This window comes from Streptomyces sp. ICC4 (assembly GCF_003287915.1).
GTDB classification, from domain to species: domain Bacteria; phylum Actinomycetota; class Actinomycetes; order Streptomycetales; family Streptomycetaceae; genus Streptomyces; species Streptomyces tritrimontium.
Map to the genome: position 1 here is coordinate 1,103,248 of NZ_CP030286.1, position 14,667 is coordinate 1,117,914.

At 71.1% G+C, this 14,667-nt stretch carries 12 protein-coding genes and 2 pseudogenes; 6 read left to right on the top strand and 8 right to left on the bottom strand.

From position 1 onward, the window contains the following. Positions 1-104: 104 nt before the first annotated feature. From DRB89_RS05075 to DRB89_RS05085, 3 genes and pseudogenes are all read left to right on the top strand, one after another. Positions 105-2,372: a DUF6049 family protein gene (locus DRB89_RS05075; RefSeq protein ID WP_204357682.1), complete on the top strand. Its 2,268-nt coding sequence runs from the start codon at positions 105-107 to the stop codon at positions 2,370-2,372. A gap of 46 nt (positions 2,373-2,418) precedes the next feature. Continuing rightward, entirely contained in the window at positions 2,419-4,596 is a 2,178-nt protein-coding gene (gene murJ, locus DRB89_RS05080) for a murein biosynthesis integral membrane protein MurJ (protein WP_112448020.1), read from the top strand. A 117-nt stretch (positions 4,597-4,713) separates the two neighbouring features. Next, a pseudogene (locus DRB89_RS05085) lies at positions 4,714-5,748 on the top strand (protein kinase family protein); the annotation flags it as partial. Between the two features lie 68 nt (positions 5,749-5,816). On the opposite strand, the gene DRB89_RS05090 reads toward DRB89_RS05085, so the two are convergent. The 5 genes and pseudogenes from DRB89_RS05090 to DRB89_RS05110 all read right to left on the bottom strand — a co-directional run. Beyond that, positions 5,817-6,572, bottom strand: coding sequence for a GNAT family N-acetyltransferase (locus tag DRB89_RS05090; RefSeq protein WP_112453203.1), 756 nt, complete (start codon positions 6,570-6,572; stop codon positions 5,817-5,819). A 218-nt stretch (positions 6,573-6,790) separates the two neighbouring features. Next, on the bottom strand, positions 6,791-7,654 hold the full coding sequence (locus DRB89_RS05095) for a MetQ/NlpA family ABC transporter substrate-binding protein (RefSeq protein ID WP_112446898.1): 864 nt from the start codon (positions 7,652-7,654) through the stop codon (positions 6,791-6,793). 102 nt (positions 7,655-7,756) lie between these two features. Then, positions 7,757-8,425 (bottom strand): methionine ABC transporter permease, encoded by a 669-nt coding sequence (locus tag DRB89_RS05100; RefSeq protein ID WP_112446900.1) that lies wholly within the window; start codon positions 8,423-8,425, stop codon positions 7,757-7,759. Further along, complete coding sequence (locus DRB89_RS05105; protein WP_112446902.1) at positions 8,422-9,495, bottom strand: ATP-binding cassette domain-containing protein; 1,074 nt, start codon at positions 9,493-9,495, stop codon at positions 8,422-8,424. Before DRB89_RS05105 ends, DRB89_RS05100 begins: the two co-directional genes overlap by 4 nt. A gap of 375 nt (positions 9,496-9,870) precedes the next feature. Continuing rightward, positions 9,871-10,193 (bottom strand): annotated as a pseudogene (locus DRB89_RS05110) (HAD-IA family hydrolase); the annotation flags it as partial. A 292-nt stretch (positions 10,194-10,485) separates the two neighbouring features. Here DRB89_RS05110 and DRB89_RS05115 point away from each other — a divergent pair. Together DRB89_RS05115 and DRB89_RS05120 are read left to right on the top strand one after the other, a co-directional pair. Continuing rightward, the gene (locus DRB89_RS05115; protein WP_112446904.1) at positions 10,486-10,854 is read left to right on the top strand and encodes a hypothetical protein; all 369 of its coding nucleotides are present in this window, start codon (positions 10,486-10,488) and stop codon (positions 10,852-10,854) included. After that, entirely contained in the window at positions 10,847-11,284 is a 438-nt protein-coding gene (locus DRB89_RS05120; RefSeq protein WP_112446905.1) for a hypothetical protein, read from the top strand. Before DRB89_RS05115 ends, DRB89_RS05120 begins: the two co-directional genes overlap by 8 nt. A 57-nt stretch (positions 11,285-11,341) precedes the next feature. Here DRB89_RS05120 and DRB89_RS05125 read toward each other — a convergent pair whose 3' ends face one another. The 3 genes from DRB89_RS05125 to DRB89_RS05135 form a co-directional block, all read right to left on the bottom strand. After that, positions 11,342-11,848 (bottom strand): GNAT family N-acetyltransferase, encoded by a 507-nt coding sequence (locus tag DRB89_RS05125; protein WP_112446907.1) that lies wholly within the window; start codon positions 11,846-11,848, stop codon positions 11,342-11,344. A gap of 37 nt (positions 11,849-11,885) precedes the next feature. Further along, positions 11,886-12,473 carry a sigma-70 family RNA polymerase sigma factor gene (locus tag DRB89_RS05130; RefSeq protein WP_112446909.1) on the bottom strand — a complete coding sequence of 196 codons (588 nt, stop codon included), beginning with the start codon at positions 12,471-12,473 and terminating at the stop codon, positions 11,886-11,888. A 73-nt stretch (positions 12,474-12,546) separates the two neighbouring features. Next, on the bottom strand, positions 12,547-13,719 hold the full coding sequence (locus DRB89_RS05135; protein WP_112446911.1) for a glycerophosphodiester phosphodiesterase: 1,173 nt from the start codon (positions 13,717-13,719) through the stop codon (positions 12,547-12,549). Between the two features lie 304 nt (positions 13,720-14,023). Between DRB89_RS05135 and DRB89_RS05140 the strand changes: the two genes are divergently transcribed. Continuing rightward, the gene (locus tag DRB89_RS05140) at positions 14,024-14,653 is read left to right on the top strand and encodes a lysophospholipid acyltransferase family protein (RefSeq protein WP_112453204.1); all 630 of its coding nucleotides are present in this window, start codon (positions 14,024-14,026) and stop codon (positions 14,651-14,653) included. The last annotated feature ends 14 nt before the right edge of the window (positions 14,654-14,667 follow it).

The following is a 14,667-nucleotide window of genomic DNA, read 5'->3' on the forward strand; positions in this document are numbered from 1 at the left end:
CGATCATGTGGAGCAAGGCGCGGCACTCGCGCACAGCGGGCCTCGTTACCATGCGTGGACGCACAAACGACGACCACTGACACTTCGAGGGACCGGGGGAGCGCGTGGCCGAGGCGGCAGACATCCAGGGGGCGCCCCCCGCTCCTGCCCGCAAGCGCTGGTTGCGGCGCGCGGTCGTCCTGCTCGCCGGAACCCCGGTCCTCGCCGCCCTGGTCTACTCACCCGCCCCCGAGGCCCAGGCCGCGGAGGCCGCCGCGGCCGTCGACATCCGGCTCGACGGCCTGACGCCCACCGCCCCGGTCAAGGGCGACACCCTCACGATCTCCGGCACCGTGGTCAACAACGGCCGCGAGAAGATCACCGACGCGCACGTGGGCTTGCGGGTCGGCCCGGCGCTGGGGGACCGCAGCTCCATCGACGAGGCAGCGGATCGCGGCGCCTTCCGGGCCGGGGCGGACCCCGCCGAGGTCGGTGCCGAATTCGCCGTGAAGATCGATTCGCTGCCCTCGAAGGTCTCCCAGCCCTTCACCCTCAAGGTTCCGGTGAACAAGCTGGAGCTCGACAAGGACGGCGTCTACCAGCTGGGCGTCTCGCTGTCCGGGGAGACCGAGGGCCGCCCGTACGAGCAGGTCCTCGGCATCCAGCGGACCTTCCTGCCCTGGCAGCCGGAAGCCGCGGCCAAGCGCTCGCAGATCTCGTACGTGTGGCCGCTGATCTCCACCACGCACCTGACCGCGGAGACCGGCTCGGACGAGCTCCAGACCCCCGTCTTCCTCGACGACAGCCTGGCCGACGAGCTTCGGCCCGGCGGGCGCCTGGAGCAGATGGTCTCGCTCGGCAAGGATCTGCCGATCACCTGGGTGATCGATCCGGACCTGCTCTACACGGTCGACGCCATGACCAAGGGCTACCGGATCCGCACCCCCGACGGCCGGACCGTCCAGGGCAAGAACAAGGCCGTCGCCGAACAGTGGCTGAGCGCGCTGGAGAGCGCCGTCCAGGGCAAGAAGGTCGTCGCGCTGCCCTTCGCGGACCCCGACATCGCCTCGCTCGCCCACCGCGGCAAGGACGTCTCCGGCACGCTGGGCCAGCTCCGGCCGGCCACCGACAAGGCGAAGCAGGCCGTCGAGACCGTCCTGCACGTCCCCGCGACCACCGATTTCTCCTGGCCGGTGGACGGGGCGATCGACCCGTCCATCGTCAACGTCGCGACTTCGGCCGGCGCCCACAACGTCCTGACCCGCAGCGACAGCCTCCAGGAGACCGGCGCGCTGGGCTACACCCCCTCGGCGGCCCGCCCCATCGGTGCGGGCACCACGGCCGTGGTCTCCGACGCAGAGCTCTCCACCGCCTTCCAGGGCGACATGCTCGATGCCGGGAACTCCGCGCTCGCGATCCAGCGCTTCCTCGCCCACACGCTCGCCCTGAACCTGCAGAAGACCGACAACCAGCGCAGCTTCGTCGTGGCTCCCCAGCGGATGCCGTCCGCCAGCCAGGCACAGACGATGGCCGCCGCCATCCGGGGCCTGCAGCCGGGCCGCTGGACCCAGCCCTCCGACCTGGAGGCGGCCGCCGCCGCGACGCCCGACCCGCGCGCCGCCACCCAGGTCCCGGGCGCGGGCCAGTACCCCGAGGAGCTCAGCAAGCAGGAACTGCCGGTCTCCGCCTTCGAGAAGATCCGCAGCACTGAGAACACCCTCGACCACTTCAAGGTGATCCTGACCGCGCCCGACCGCGTCGAGATCCCCTTCGGCAACACCACCAACCGGGAGATGTCCGCCTCTTGGCGCGACCGCCCCGGCCCGGCCCTGGACTACCGGGACCAGGTGCAGAAGTACCTGATCGGCCTCACCGAGAAGGTCAGGGTCATCCCCAAGTCCGACGCCACCCTCTCCGGGCACAGCGCGACGATCCCGGTCAGCGTGCAGAACAGCCTGGTCCAGGACACCCGCAACCTCGTCCTGCGCGTGCAGTCCGCCAACCCGACCCGCCTGATGTTCGGCGACAGCGGCCAGGCCGAGGAAGAAGTCGCGGTCCAGGGCGGGCACAGCCAGACCGTGAAGTTCCCCGCCAACGCCACCGCGAGCGGCCCCGTCGAGGTGACCGCGCAGCTCTTCACGACCGACGGCGTCCCCTACGGCAAGGCACGCACGTTCACGGTCGAGGCGACCGAAGTGACCCCCACCGTCATGCTCGTCATCGCCGGCGGCGTCCTCCTGCTCGTGCTGGCCGGCATCAAGATGTACGCCAGCCGCAAGCGCGTCGCGGCGCGCGCCGCCGTGGAGGAGAGCACGCAGCAGAGTGACGAGTCCCCGGACACCGGACCGCAAAGCGCGGACCCGTCCGGCACGGGTGAGACAGTGGACCGTTGAGCGACGCCGTGGCCGGTCGGCCTGGGGACGATGAGGTGGGGTTTCGATGAACGCGCCGTACGAAGGTGACCGCGCGCAGGGCACTGGCGGGCCCGCGCCCTCCCAGGGCACTGCCCCCGGCGCCCCGGTGCCGGGGCAGGTTCCCGCGCCCGCGCCCGCGCCGGACCACGACCCGTATGTCCAGGACGCCTACGCCTACGACCCGTACCGGTCACAGGACCTGTCGGCCCAGGACCCGGTGGCCGAGGTCCTCTACGACCGGGCCTCGCACCCGCCGCCGCCGCCCGGGACCTTCCAGGAGCCCGGCCCGCTCTACGCGGCTCCGCAGGCCCCCTCCTACGCCCCCGACCCGCGGGTCTGGGCCCAGACCCCGCCGCCCGAGCCGGACGGCCCCTCCCGGCACCTGCCCTACGGCGACCACGCCACCACCACGCAGTTCGTCGGCGTGGACTCCCTCGTCACCAAGGCCGCCGGCCAGGAGCCCCAGCCGGACGCCTTCGCACACCTCTACCGGGACCAGGAGGCCGCACCGCGCACCCCGGCGGAGGACGCGCCCGTCGCCGCACCGGCGCCGAGCAAGCCCGCCGGACGCGCCTCCAGCCTGCTGAAGTCCAGCGCCCTGATGGCCGCCGGCACGATCGTCTCCCGCATCACCGGCTTCATGCGGACTCTGGTGATCGCCGGAGCCATCGGCGTGGCCACCCTCAACGACAGCTACCAGGTCGCCAACACCCTGCCGACGATGATCTACGTACTGGTCGGCGGCGGCGCCCTCAACGCGGTCTTCATCCCGCAGCTGGTGCGCGCGATGAAGAACGACGAGGACGGGGGAGAGGCCTACGCCAACCGGCTGCTCACCCTCGTCATCGTCCTGCTGGGCGCCGTCACCACCATCTGCGTCCTCGCGGCCCCGCTGTTCATCGGCATGATGTCGCAGAAGATCGCCGACGATCCGCAGCGCCTGGACGTCGCCGTCGCCTTCGCCCACTACTGCCTGCCCACCATGTTCTTCATGGGCGTGCACGTGGTCCTCGGTCAGATCCTCAACGCCCGCGGCCGGTTCGGCGCCATGATGTGGACCCCGGTCCTCAACAACATCGTCGTCATCGCCACCTTCAGCGCCTTCATCTGGGCCTTCGGCGGCTTCACCACCACCGGCGTCACCGAGGCCGGCATCACCCCCGACGGCGTCCGGCTGCTGGGCCTGGGCACCCTGCTCGGCCTGGTCGTCCAGTCCCTGGCGATGGTTCCCTACCTGCGCGACGCCGGCTTCAAGCCGCGGCTGCGCTTCGACTGGAAGGGCCACGGCCTCGGCAAGGCCGCCGGCCTGGCGAAGTGGACGTTCTTCTTCGTCCTCGCCAACCAGCTCGGACTGATCGTCGTCACGCAGCTCGCCACCTGGGCGGGCGAGGTCGCCGACAAGCAGGGCCACGGCGGCACCGGCATCACCGGCTACAACTACGCCCTGCTGCTCTGGCAGATGCCGCAGGCCATCATCACCGTCTCCGTCATGACCGCGGTCCTGCCCCGCATCTCGCGCTCCGCCCACGACGGCGACGCCGCCGCCGTCCGCGACGACATCTCCTACGGCCTGCGCACCTCGGCCGTCGCGATCGTGCCCTGCGCCTTCGCGTTCCTCGCGCTGGGCGTCCCGATGGCAGGCCTGCTCTACGCCGGTTCCGGCGCGGAGAGCGCCCAGAACATCGGCTTCATCCTGATGGCCTTCGGCCTCGGCCTGATCCCGTACTCGGTCCAGTACGTCGTCCTGCGCGGCTTCTACGCCTACGAGGACACCCGGACCCCCTTCTACAACACGGTCATCGTCGCCGCCGTCAACGCGGGCGTCTCCACCGCCGCCTTCTTCGTCCTGCCGGCCCGCTGGGCCGTCGTCGGCATGGCCGCCGCATACGGCCTCGGCTACGCGGTGGGCGTCGGCGTCGCCTGGCGCCGGCTGCGCACCCGCCTCGGCGGCGACCTCGACGGGGCGCACGTGATGCGCACCTACACCCGTCTCATCGGCGCCTGCGTCCCCGCCGCCGCCGTGGCCGGCGCGGTCGCCTTCGCGGTGCTGCGCTTCCTCGGCAACGGTGCGCTCGGTTCGCTCACCGCGCTGGTGGCCGGCGCTATCGCGCTGGCCGCGGTGTTCATCGTCTCCGCCAAGCGGATGCGCATCGAAGAACTCAACGCGATGGTCGGAATGGTGCGCGGACGCCTGGGGCGCTGATGCGCACAACCATCCCCTTCCCTAGCGTGTCGTGCAGAGCGCCGGACTGTGGGCACAATTGGCATGGCTTCGCAGGATGGCCGACAGCGCGTAACGGATGGGGAGGCAGGGACGACGGTGGCGGAACGTAGCACGGCTGCCGTCGACGTGGCCGACAACGGCGGCGACGAGCCGCCGGCCGCTGAGGCGGTCAAGGCCACGGCCGACGGGGTGGACACCCAGAACGGACGAGCCGCGGACGGATCCATGCCCGAAAAGGACGGCGAGCGCAGGAACGCGGCACCTGCGGCCGCTCCCGAACTCCACAGCGGTCACAAGCTCGCCAGACGCTACCGGCTCGAAGAGTGCGTCACCCGTGTGGACGGATTCAGCAGCTGGCGCGCGATGGACGAGAAGCTGCGCAGGGCGGTGGGTGTCCACCTGCTGCCCGCCGACCACGCCCGGGCCCGCGCGGTCCTGGCCGCCGCCCGCTCCTCCGCCCTGCTCGGCGACCCCCGGTTCGTCCAGGTCCTCGACGCCGTGGAGGAGAACGACCTCGTCTACGTCGTCCACGAGTGGCTGCCCGACGCCACGGAGCTCACCGCGGTCCTCGCGGCGGGCCCCATGGAGCCGCACGAGGCCTACCAGCTGGTCAGCCAGGTCTCCCAGGCCATGACCGCCGCGCACCGCGAGGGCCTGGCGCACCTGCGCCTGACCCCCAGCGCCATACTGCGCACCTCCTCGGGCCAGTACCGCATCCGCGGCCTCGCCGTGAACGCCGCCCTGCGCGGCATCACCAGCGAGACCCCGCAGCGCGCGGACACCGAGGCCATCGGCGCCCTGCTGTACGCCGCCCTCACCCAGCGCTGGCCGTACGAGAACGACGCGTACGGCCTCACCGGCCTGCCCAAGGGCGTCGGCCTGATCGCCCCCGACCAGGTCCGCGCCGGAGTCCACCGCGGCCTGGGCGAGCTCGCCATGCGCGCCCTCGCCAACGACGGGGCCACCGCCTCCCGTCAGGAACCCGCCTGCACCACCCCGGAAGAGCTCTCCAAGGCCGTCGCCGCGATGCCCCGCATCCGGCCGCCGGAGCCCACCTTCACCGCGCCTCCGGAGTACCAGCACACGACCTACCAGCAGGGCAGCTACGGCAGGCCCACGCCTCCCGGCATGCCCCCCGCGCAGCCGCTCCCCGTGGCCTTCGGGGGGTGGGGGCACGGTGAGACTACCTGGTCATCGGGTCAGTTCCGGTCGGACGAGACGGCGTAGCCGTTCGCGTCGGACGCGCGGATCCCGCTGCCGCCGTACCCGGTGGAGTGCTCGATGGAGTAGTCGGCCGAGTAGTCGGTGGAGTAGCCCGACGCGTACTCGCCGGAGTAGCCGTCGGCGTACCCGTCCGCGTACTCGTCGCCCTCGTCGTCGAGGTCTTCGGGGACCAGGCCCCAGACGATGAGGTCGCTGCGGCCGTCGGACCAGGAGCCGTCGGGGTTCTGGACGCGCACTATGCACGCGCTGCGCAGCACGCCTTCGCTGATGCAACCGACCTTCTGGGCCACCTGCTGGGACGCGGTGTTGTCGGCGGCGGTGCGCAGTTCGAGGCGTTCGAAGCCCTGCTCGCGGAAGAGCCAGCGGGCGACGGCGCGTACGGACTCGCTGGCGTAGCCCTCGCCGCGGGCCCAGGGGGCGGTCACGTAGCCGACCTCGGTGGCGCGCAGGCGCCAGTCGGTGCCCTGCAGGTGGACGATGCCGACCAGGCGGTGGGTGAGGAACTCGGTGACGGCGAAGACGATGCCGCGGCCGCCGGTGCGCTCCTCGTGGGCGGCTCTGGTGGCCCACTCGACGGCGTCGGCGCTGGTGTAGGGGTGCGGGACCGCGGTCCAGGCGGTGATGTGCTCGTCGTTCATCATCTCGGTGAGCGCGGTGACGTCTTCTTCCTCGAAGGGGCGCAGCACCAGCCGGTCCGTGCTGATGGTGACGTCCGGGAAGGTGGTAGTCATGCGCAGCTCCAAGCCTGAGACCGTGGTGCGACCGTGGTGCGAGGCGACCGTGGTGCGGGCCCGTTCGTGCGGACCGCTGCCGCGGGTCGTAGGCCACAGCATGCAGCATCGGCCTGGGGATGTGCAGGGCCGGGCTGCCCGGAAGCGGGCAGCGGCCGGCCCCGTACACCGGTGGGGCGTACGGGGCCGGACGGCCCGGCGGGGCCGGGAGGGGATGATCAGGCGGCCGGCTTGCCGAAGGCGGGGATGACCGAGCCCTCGTACTTGTCGGTGATGAACTTCTTGACCTCGTCGGAGTTCAGGAGCTTGGCGAGCTTCTGGATCCGCGGGTCGTCCTGCTTGCCGTTCTTGACCGCGAGGATGTTGGCGTACGGGTTGCCCTCGGCCTTCTCCAGGACGAGCGCGTCCTTGGCCGGGACGAGCTTGGCCTCGATGGCGTAGTTGCCGTTGATGACGGCGGCGTCCACGTCGTTCAGGGCGCGCGGGACCGTGGCGGCCTCCAGCTCCTTGAACTCCAGGCCCTTCTTGTCGGTGATGTCCGACAGCTTGGCGCCGGTGCCGACGCCCTCCTTGAGGGTGATCAGCTTGTTCGCGGCGAGCAGCTGGAGCGCGCGGCCCTCGTTGGTGGGGTCGTTGGGGACAGCGATGGTCTGGCCGGCCTTGATGTCGGTGAGGGCCTTGACCTTCTTGGAGTAGAGGCCCAGCGGCTCCAGGTGCACGTTCACGACGGGCACGATGTCGGTGCCGTTCTTCTTGTTGAAGTCGTCGAGGTACGGCACGTGCTGGAAGTAGTTCGCGTCGACCTGGCCCTGCTGGGTGGCGGTGTTCGGCAGGACGTAGTCCGTGAACTCCTTGACCTCCAGCTTGAGGCCCTCCTTGGCCGCCAGGTTGTCCTTGACGAACTTCAGGATGTCGGCGTGCGGGGTCGGGGACGCCGCGATGACCAGGGGCTTGCTCTCGTCGACCTTGCCGCCGTCGGCCTTGGTGGAGGACGGGTCCGAGGAGCTGCCGCAGGCGCTCAGGGAGAGGGTGAGCGCGGCGGCGGTGGCGGCGAGGGCGGTGAGCTTGATGTTCTTGCGCACGAAGAGTGCCTTTCTTGCTTCTTGCTGTGTGAAGGACGGCCCAAGCACGACAAGTGCGGGCTTTCTGGGAAAAAGTTGGTGAATGTCCGGCTCAGGCCCGGATCAGGCTGTCCGACCCCGGCGCGCGAGGAGGCGTACCACGCCGTCGCCGAGGAGCTGGATCACCGTGACGAGCACGATCAGCACGACGACGGTCGCGACCATGAAGCCGGTCTCGAAGCGCTGGAAGCCGTAGGTGATGGCCTTGGAGCCGAGCCCTTCGCCGCCGACCGCGCCGGCCATGGCCGAGTAGCCGATCAGGGTGATCACGGTCGTGGTGACGGCCGCGATCAGGGAGGGCAGGGCCTGCGGGAGGAGCACCTTGCCGACCAGGGTCGGGATGCCTCCGCCCATGGACTCGACGGCTTCGACCAGCCCGTGGTCCACCTCGCGGACCGCGGTCTCCACGAGCCGGGCGAAGAAGGGGATGGCGCCGATGGCGAGCGGGACGATCATGGCGGTGGGGCCGATGAAGGTGCCCACGATCGCCGTGGTGACCGGTATCAGGAAGATCAGCAGGATGATGAAGGGCAGCGAGCGGCCCATGTTCACGATCACGCCGAGCACCTTGTTGACCGCGCGGTTCTGGAGCAGGCCGCCCTTGTCGGTGAGCACCAGCAGGATGCCGATCGGCAGGCCGCCGAGCACGGTCACCAGGGCGGACCACAGCACCATGTAGAGGGTGTCGAAGGTGCCCTGCGTGAGCAGCGGCTGCATTTCGGACCAGGTCACTTCGCACCATCCTTGACCAGCTCGGCGAGTTCGCCGTCCACGTCCACCGCGTCTGCCGCATCGGCAACGGAGTGCACCACGTCCACCTGCAGGCCCTGCTCGCGCAGGAATCCGACGGGCACGACGTTGTCCTCGTAGCGGCCGGGCAGCTCGATGCGCATGCGGCCGATCTGCTTGCCCGCGACGGTGTCCATCGCGGCGCCGAGGATCGAGATGTCGATGTTGTAGGTGCGGGCCAGCTGGGAGATGACCGGCCGGGTCGCGGTGTCGCCGTGGAAGGTGACGTCGATGACCGTGTGCTCCGCGGTGGTCGCGGCGCCGGTCAGCGGGAACAGTTCGTGGGCGAGCTGGGACCCGGGGGTGGCCAGCAGCTCGGTGACGGTGCCGGACTCGACGATCCGCCCCCGCTTCATCAGCGCGGCCGAGTCGCAGACGGACTTGACCACGTCCATCTCGTGCGTGATGAGCAGCACGGTCAGGCCGAGCTGGCGGTTGAGGTCGCGCAGCAGCTGGAGGATCTGGCGGGTGGTCTCGGGGTCCAGGGCGCTGGTGGCCTCGTCGGAGAGCAGCACCTTGGGGTCGCCGGCCAGGGCGCGGGCGATGCCGACGCGCTGCTTCTGGCCGCCGGAGAGCTGGCCGGGGTAGGCCTTGGCCTTGTCCGTGAGGCCGACGAGGTCGAGGAGTTCGGCGGCCTTGCGGGAGCGTTCCCGGCCGGAGACGCCGAGGATCTCCAGGGGCAGTTCGATGTTGCCCTGGACGGTGCGCGAGGACAGCAGGTTGAAGTGCTGGAAGACCATGCCGATGCGACTGCGGGCCTCTCGGAGCTCCTTGCCGGCGCGGCGGCCCCGGCCGGCGAGCGCGGTGAGGTCGACCCCGTCGACGCTCACGGTGCCGGCGGTGGGGCGCTCCAGCAGGTTCACGCAGCGGATCAGGGAGGACTTGCCGGCGCCGCTCTGGCCGATGACTCCGTAGACCTCGCCCTGGCGGACGTGCAGGTCGACGCCGTCCAGGGCGGTGACCTCGCGGCCACGGGACTGGTAGACCTTCGTGAGGCCCGATGTGGTGATCACAGGATTTCCGTCGCTGTCGAGTGCGCGGCGCAGCGGGTGCCGGGCACGGGGCAAACATCTGGGGACGCGATACGGGTCGAACCGTCGGAAAACGGCGGTGTCAACGCATGCGCGGGGCAGGAGCGATCCGGGTCGCACGGGAGTGCCGGAGGAAGCTCGGCCGGTCTCGCTTCGGGGCGCGAGACTGCGGGAAGGGGGCCCTCAGAAGGCGCACATTCGACACATACAACGAGCACCGGGCGTCATCGTCGCCTCGGTCGCAAGGGTGCGGCTGCTCGTCGTGGTCATGGGCCCCAGTAAACCAGACGTTCCCCGTCACCGATCAACGCTGTCCGAATACCGGACGGATTTCGACCGCATAGCGGACAACAGCGGTCAGGGGCGGTCGTCCGTCTCAATCGTCATCCCATCGGCTCCGACCAGCACGGACACGGCCGAGAGGTCCCTCACGACCACGTCGGCGTTGAGCTCGGCGGCCGCGTGCGTTGTGGTCAAGGCCACGGTCGTCATGCCCGCCGCACGGCCCGCGGCCAGCCCCGCCGGGGCGTCCTCGAAGACCGCGCAGCGGGCCGGATCCACGCCGAGCCGGCGGCCGCCAGCAGGAAGGGCTCCGGATCGGGCTTGCCGCGGGTGATGTCGTCGGCGGCCACCAGCTCCGGGCACTCGATGCCGGCCTCGCGCAGCCGGGCCTCGGCGAGCCAGGGGGCACCTCCCAGCGGTAGCTGGGGGAGGGTGGCCGAGGTGACCACGGCCCCGAAGGCCTCCTCGGCGATCCCGAACTCCCCGGCCAGGGGTCCCCCCGGACGGAGTCTGGGGGAGGGTCCAGCACTGGTGCACCGACTCCATGGAGGAGACGGGCGTGCCGTCGTTGTCGAACAGCAGCGCGCCGAAAAGCGGTTCCGTGGCTCCCTTGCAGCTTCATGCCCTCCAGGAAGGCCCCGGAGCAGGGGTGAGCGCATCGGGTCTTTCGGCCCGTAATACCCTCGCTGCATGCTCGACGCCCTGACGGTCGCCATCGGCGTGGCCGCACTCGCCCTCGCCGCCTGGTGCGGTTTCGCCGCCTCGCGCGACCAGCCGACCAAGGACTGGCACTTCATCGGCATGGCGGTGGTGACCGTACTGGTCCTGGCCCAGCTGGTGATCGGCCTGGTCCAGCTCGCCCGGGGCGAGAAGCCCGGGCAGGGGACGGTGCTCTTCGTGGCCTACCTGCTGGGGTCCTTCGCCGCCGTCCCGGCCGCCGCGATGCTCTCGGTGACCGAGCGGACCAAGTGGGGTTCGGTGACGGTGGCCGCGGGCGCCGTCGTCCTCGCCGTGCTGGAAGTACGGCTCTACGACATCTGGGGAAGCACCGGTGCCTGACACGGACACGAACACGGGCGCGGACGCCGCCGGGCCCGCCGCCGAGCGGCGGCGCCTGGTGAGCGGGCCGGGGGTGCTGCTGGTCTGGCTCTACGGAGTGATCACCGTCGGCGCGGTCTCCCGGTCGCTCTACCAGATCTCCACCGAGTTCGACCGGGCCCCGCTGGCGTACTCGCTGTCGGCCGCGGCCGCCCTGGTCTACGCCTTCATCACGTACTCACTGGTCCGCGGCGGGGAGACGGCCCGCAAGGCGGCGCGGATCTGCTGCGCCGCCGAGCTGGCCGGCGTGCTCACCGTCGGGACCTGGACCCTGCTGCGGCCCGAGGCCTTCCCCGACGCGACCGTGTGGTCGGACTTCGGGATGGGCTACCTCTTCATCCCGGTGGTCCTTCCCGTCACCGGGATGCTCTGGCTGCGCGCGAAGCGCTGAGCGCCGGACACCCGAGCGCCGGACGCCCGGTGCGGGGCGCCCGGCGGTCAGGGGTTCCTACGCGCTGACCGCGAAGTCGGTGGCCTCCTTGGCCTCCTTCTCCAGGATCACCAGGCGGACGCCGTCGGACGCGGTGCGCCCGCCGACCTGGGTGTAGCCGGCCTTGCGGTAGAGCCGCAGGTTCGACTCGCTCTTGTGGCCGGTGTGCAGCCGGAAGCGGGTGGTCCCGTCGTGGCCGGCGAGGACCTGCTCGACCGCGGTCAGCAGCCGGGCGCCGAGCCCGTGGCCCTGGAGGCGCGGGTGGACGCAGAGCTTGGCGATCTTGCCGGTGCCCTCTTCGTCCACGTTTCCGCGCACGGCCCCGACGATCTCGTCCCCGAGCCGGGCCACCAGGACGGTGTCCGAGGCCAGCTCCTCCTTGAGGGAGTCCAGGGACTGGGTGAGCGGCTGGATGCGGTAGTTGCCGTACAGCTCGGCCTCGCTCTGGAACGCCAGGTACTGCAGCTTGATGATCTGCTCGGCATCCTCGGCAACTGCCGCCGAAATGGTCACGCTCATGCCCATGTGCGCATGCCTCCCGCTCACCTGGTGGCCCTGTGGTCTACCGCTCCATTCCCCGCAGGGCCGGAGCCGCAACCTCTACGGCCAGCATTCTGCGCAGACATCCCAGGCATCGGGAACGGACGGGCCCCAAACTTCCTTGTGAGATACCCAACTCTCCTGCGATTTCACGGTAAGTGAGGTCCCTGGGCGACATAAGTGCCCTCATGAGCTCCGGACACCGCCCGGGCAATCGGGCGACCGCCGATCGGAGGGCCCTGTTCTCCTCGCCGTGCAGGAGGGCGTCTTCCGGTTCCGTCCCGGTGGTGCTACGGGCGGCGCCGCCCGTAGCACCACCGGCCCCGCCGGCCCCGCCGTCCTCGGCGTCCTCGGAGTGATCGCGGTGGCCGTACGGAACTTCGCGCCGGACCCGGCGGCGGACCAGGCGGGCCTCCGCCCGCACCGCCCGGCGCAGCCAGTCGACGGGCTCCGCGGGGGTGCGGCGGTTCTCCAGCAGCCTGACCCAGACGGCTTGTTCCAGATCGGCGGCGTCCACTCCGGTGCCCGCGGTCTCCGCGGCGGCCTCGGCCCGGAGCAGCGGGCGGAGCTTCACTAACAGGTCGGCGAGTTCAGCCTTCAGCGGGTCCATGCCGGGCGGGACGAGTGGGCCGGGCCCGGCGGTTTCCCCGCCGGGCCCGGCCCACTCGTACGAGGGCCCGCGGTTACGGGTTGACGCCCCGGCCCGGGCGGTAGGCCTCGGCGGCGAGCAGCCCGGTGTCGGGCTGGTCGGTGAAGATCCCGTCGATGCCCTGCTCGAAGTACGTGCGGAAGGCGCCGAAGGCGTCGCCGTACGCCGCGGGGTCGGTGCCCTTGCGGTACTCGGCCGGCAGGAAGCTGTTCTCGTTGCGCGCCGTGTAGGGGTGCAGGATCAGCCCCTGCGCGTGGGCGTCCGCGACCAGCGTGGTGGGGGCGCCGAGCCGGCCCGCCGCGTCGCGCGGCAGGATCAGGTCCATGGTCGGCCCGATGCCCTGGGCGAAGCCGGCGATCCACTTCAGCCCCTCGGGCTTGACGAGGTCGGCGACCGTACGGGGGTCCTTGGCCGCTTCGAAGTCCCAGGGGCGGGTGCCCGCCGCGGAGAAGAGCACCACGCGCGGGGCGGAGACCAGCCGGGAGAGCCGCTGGATGCTGGAGGGCTCGAAGGACTGCAGGAAGAGCGGGGCGCCGCGCCCGTCGCGGCCGTGGCGGCGCAGCAGCCGGGCGAGGGGCTCCTCCAGGCCGAGGCCCAGGCCCCGGAAGTAGGTGGGGTGCTTCGTCTCGACGTGCAGCCAGACGCGCTTGCCGCGCCGCTTGCCCTCGCGGTCGGCCCAGCGCAGCACCTCCTCGAAGGTGGGCACGTCCCAGCGGCCGTCGTAGAGCGTGTTGCGCTGGCGGACGGCGGGGATGCGCTCCTTCGCGCGCAGGGTCTTCAGCTCGGCGATCGTGAAGTCCTCGGTGAACCAGCCGGTGACCGAGACCCCGTCGACGGTCTTGGTGGTCTTGCGCGCGGCGAAGGCGGGGTGGTCGGCGACGTCGGTGGTGCCCCCGATCTCGTTCTCGTGGCGGCACACCAGGTGGCCGTCCTTGGTGGGCACGAGGTCCTGCTCCACCACGTCGGCGCCGAGGTCGAGCGCGAGTTGGTAGGAGGCGATCGTGTGCTCGGGCCGGTAGCCGCTGGCCCCCCGGTGCCCGATGACCGTCGGCACGGGCAGGTCCCGGTACCCGCCGGATCCGCCGCCGCGGCCGCGCTCCGCCGCCGCGGCCGGTCCCGCTCCCGCCGCGAGACCGCCGAAGGCCCCGCCCGCCGCCATGACGGCCGCACCCAGTACCGTGCGCCGTGCTGCCCCACCCTGCGTCATGAGTGCCACTCCCCATCGCGTAAGGGCCGGGTGTCCCGGGATCTCCGGGTCCTGCGGCCCGATTTCGCGTGCCGATGGTAGGCAAGCGGCGGTGGCGCGCGGGGGTGCACGGGCCGAACTTGGCGCGAACGCGCGTCAACACTGCGTATCCACCTCGTGAACCCGATGTGCGATCAGAGCTGACCCGCGAGTATCGTCCTCACCTGCACTACCGCCGTGTGGTGGGTGCGCGAAACCGCTTTTCGATGCCGGAGGGCCCACGTTGTTCCGTACCGCGCTCATCAAAGCCACCGTCGGACCCGTCATGCGCCTGATGTTCCGCACCCGTGTGGAGGGCATCGAGAACATTCCGGGCACCGGGCCGGTGATCCTGGCGGGCAACCACCTCACCTTCATCGACTCGATGATCCTGCCGCTGGTCTGCGACCGCACGGTCCACTTCATCGGCAAGGACGAGTACGTCACGGGCAAGGGGATCAAGGGCCGGGCCATGGCCTGGTTCTTCACCGGCGCCGGCATGATCCCCGTCGACCGCGACGGGGCCAACGGCGGAGTCGCCGCCCTGATGACCGGCCGCCGGATCCTCGAAGAGGGCAAGATCTTCGGCATCTACCCCGAGGGCACCCGCTCCCCCGACGGCCGCCTCTACCGCGGCCGCACCGGCATCGCCCGCCTGACCCTGATGACCGGCGCGCCCGTCGTCCCCTTCGCGATGATCGGCACCGACAAGCTGCAGCCCGGCGGCGCCGGCATGCCGCGCCCGGGCCGGGTCACCGTCCGCTTCGGCGAGCCGATGGAGTTCTCCCGCTACGAGGGCATGGACCGCGACCGCTACGTGCTGCGCGCCGTCACCGACTCGGTGATGGCCGAGGTCATGCGGCTCTCGGGCCAGGAGTACGTGGACATGTACGCGACGAAGGCCAAGGCCGCGTAGCGCCCCTGCCGCCG

Excerpts from the sequence above, each read along its gene's own strand:
- murJ (WP_112448020.1), top strand. The coding sequence starts at position 2,419 with ATGAACGCGCCGTACGAAGGTGACCGCGCGCAGGGCACTGGCGGGCCC.
- DRB89_RS05090 (WP_112453203.1), bottom strand. The coding sequence starts at position 6,572 with ATGACTACCACCTTCCCGGACGTCACCATCAGCACGGACCGGCTGGTG.
- DRB89_RS05115 (WP_112446904.1), top strand. The coding sequence starts at position 10,486 with ATGCTCGACGCCCTGACGGTCGCCATCGGCGTGGCCGCACTCGCCCTC.
- DRB89_RS05125 (WP_112446907.1), bottom strand. The coding sequence starts at position 11,848 with ATGGGCATGAGCGTGACCATTTCGGCGGCAGTTGCCGAGGATGCCGAG.
- DRB89_RS05130 (WP_112446909.1), bottom strand. The coding sequence starts at position 12,473 with ATGGACCCGCTGAAGGCTGAACTCGCCGACCTGTTAGTGAAGCTCCGC.
- DRB89_RS05135 (WP_112446911.1), bottom strand. The coding sequence starts at position 13,719 with ATGACGCAGGGTGGGGCAGCACGGCGCACGGTACTGGGTGCGGCCGTC.
- DRB89_RS05140 (WP_112453204.1), top strand. The coding sequence starts at position 14,024 with ATGCGCCTGATGTTCCGCACCCGTGTGGAGGGCATCGAGAACATTCCG.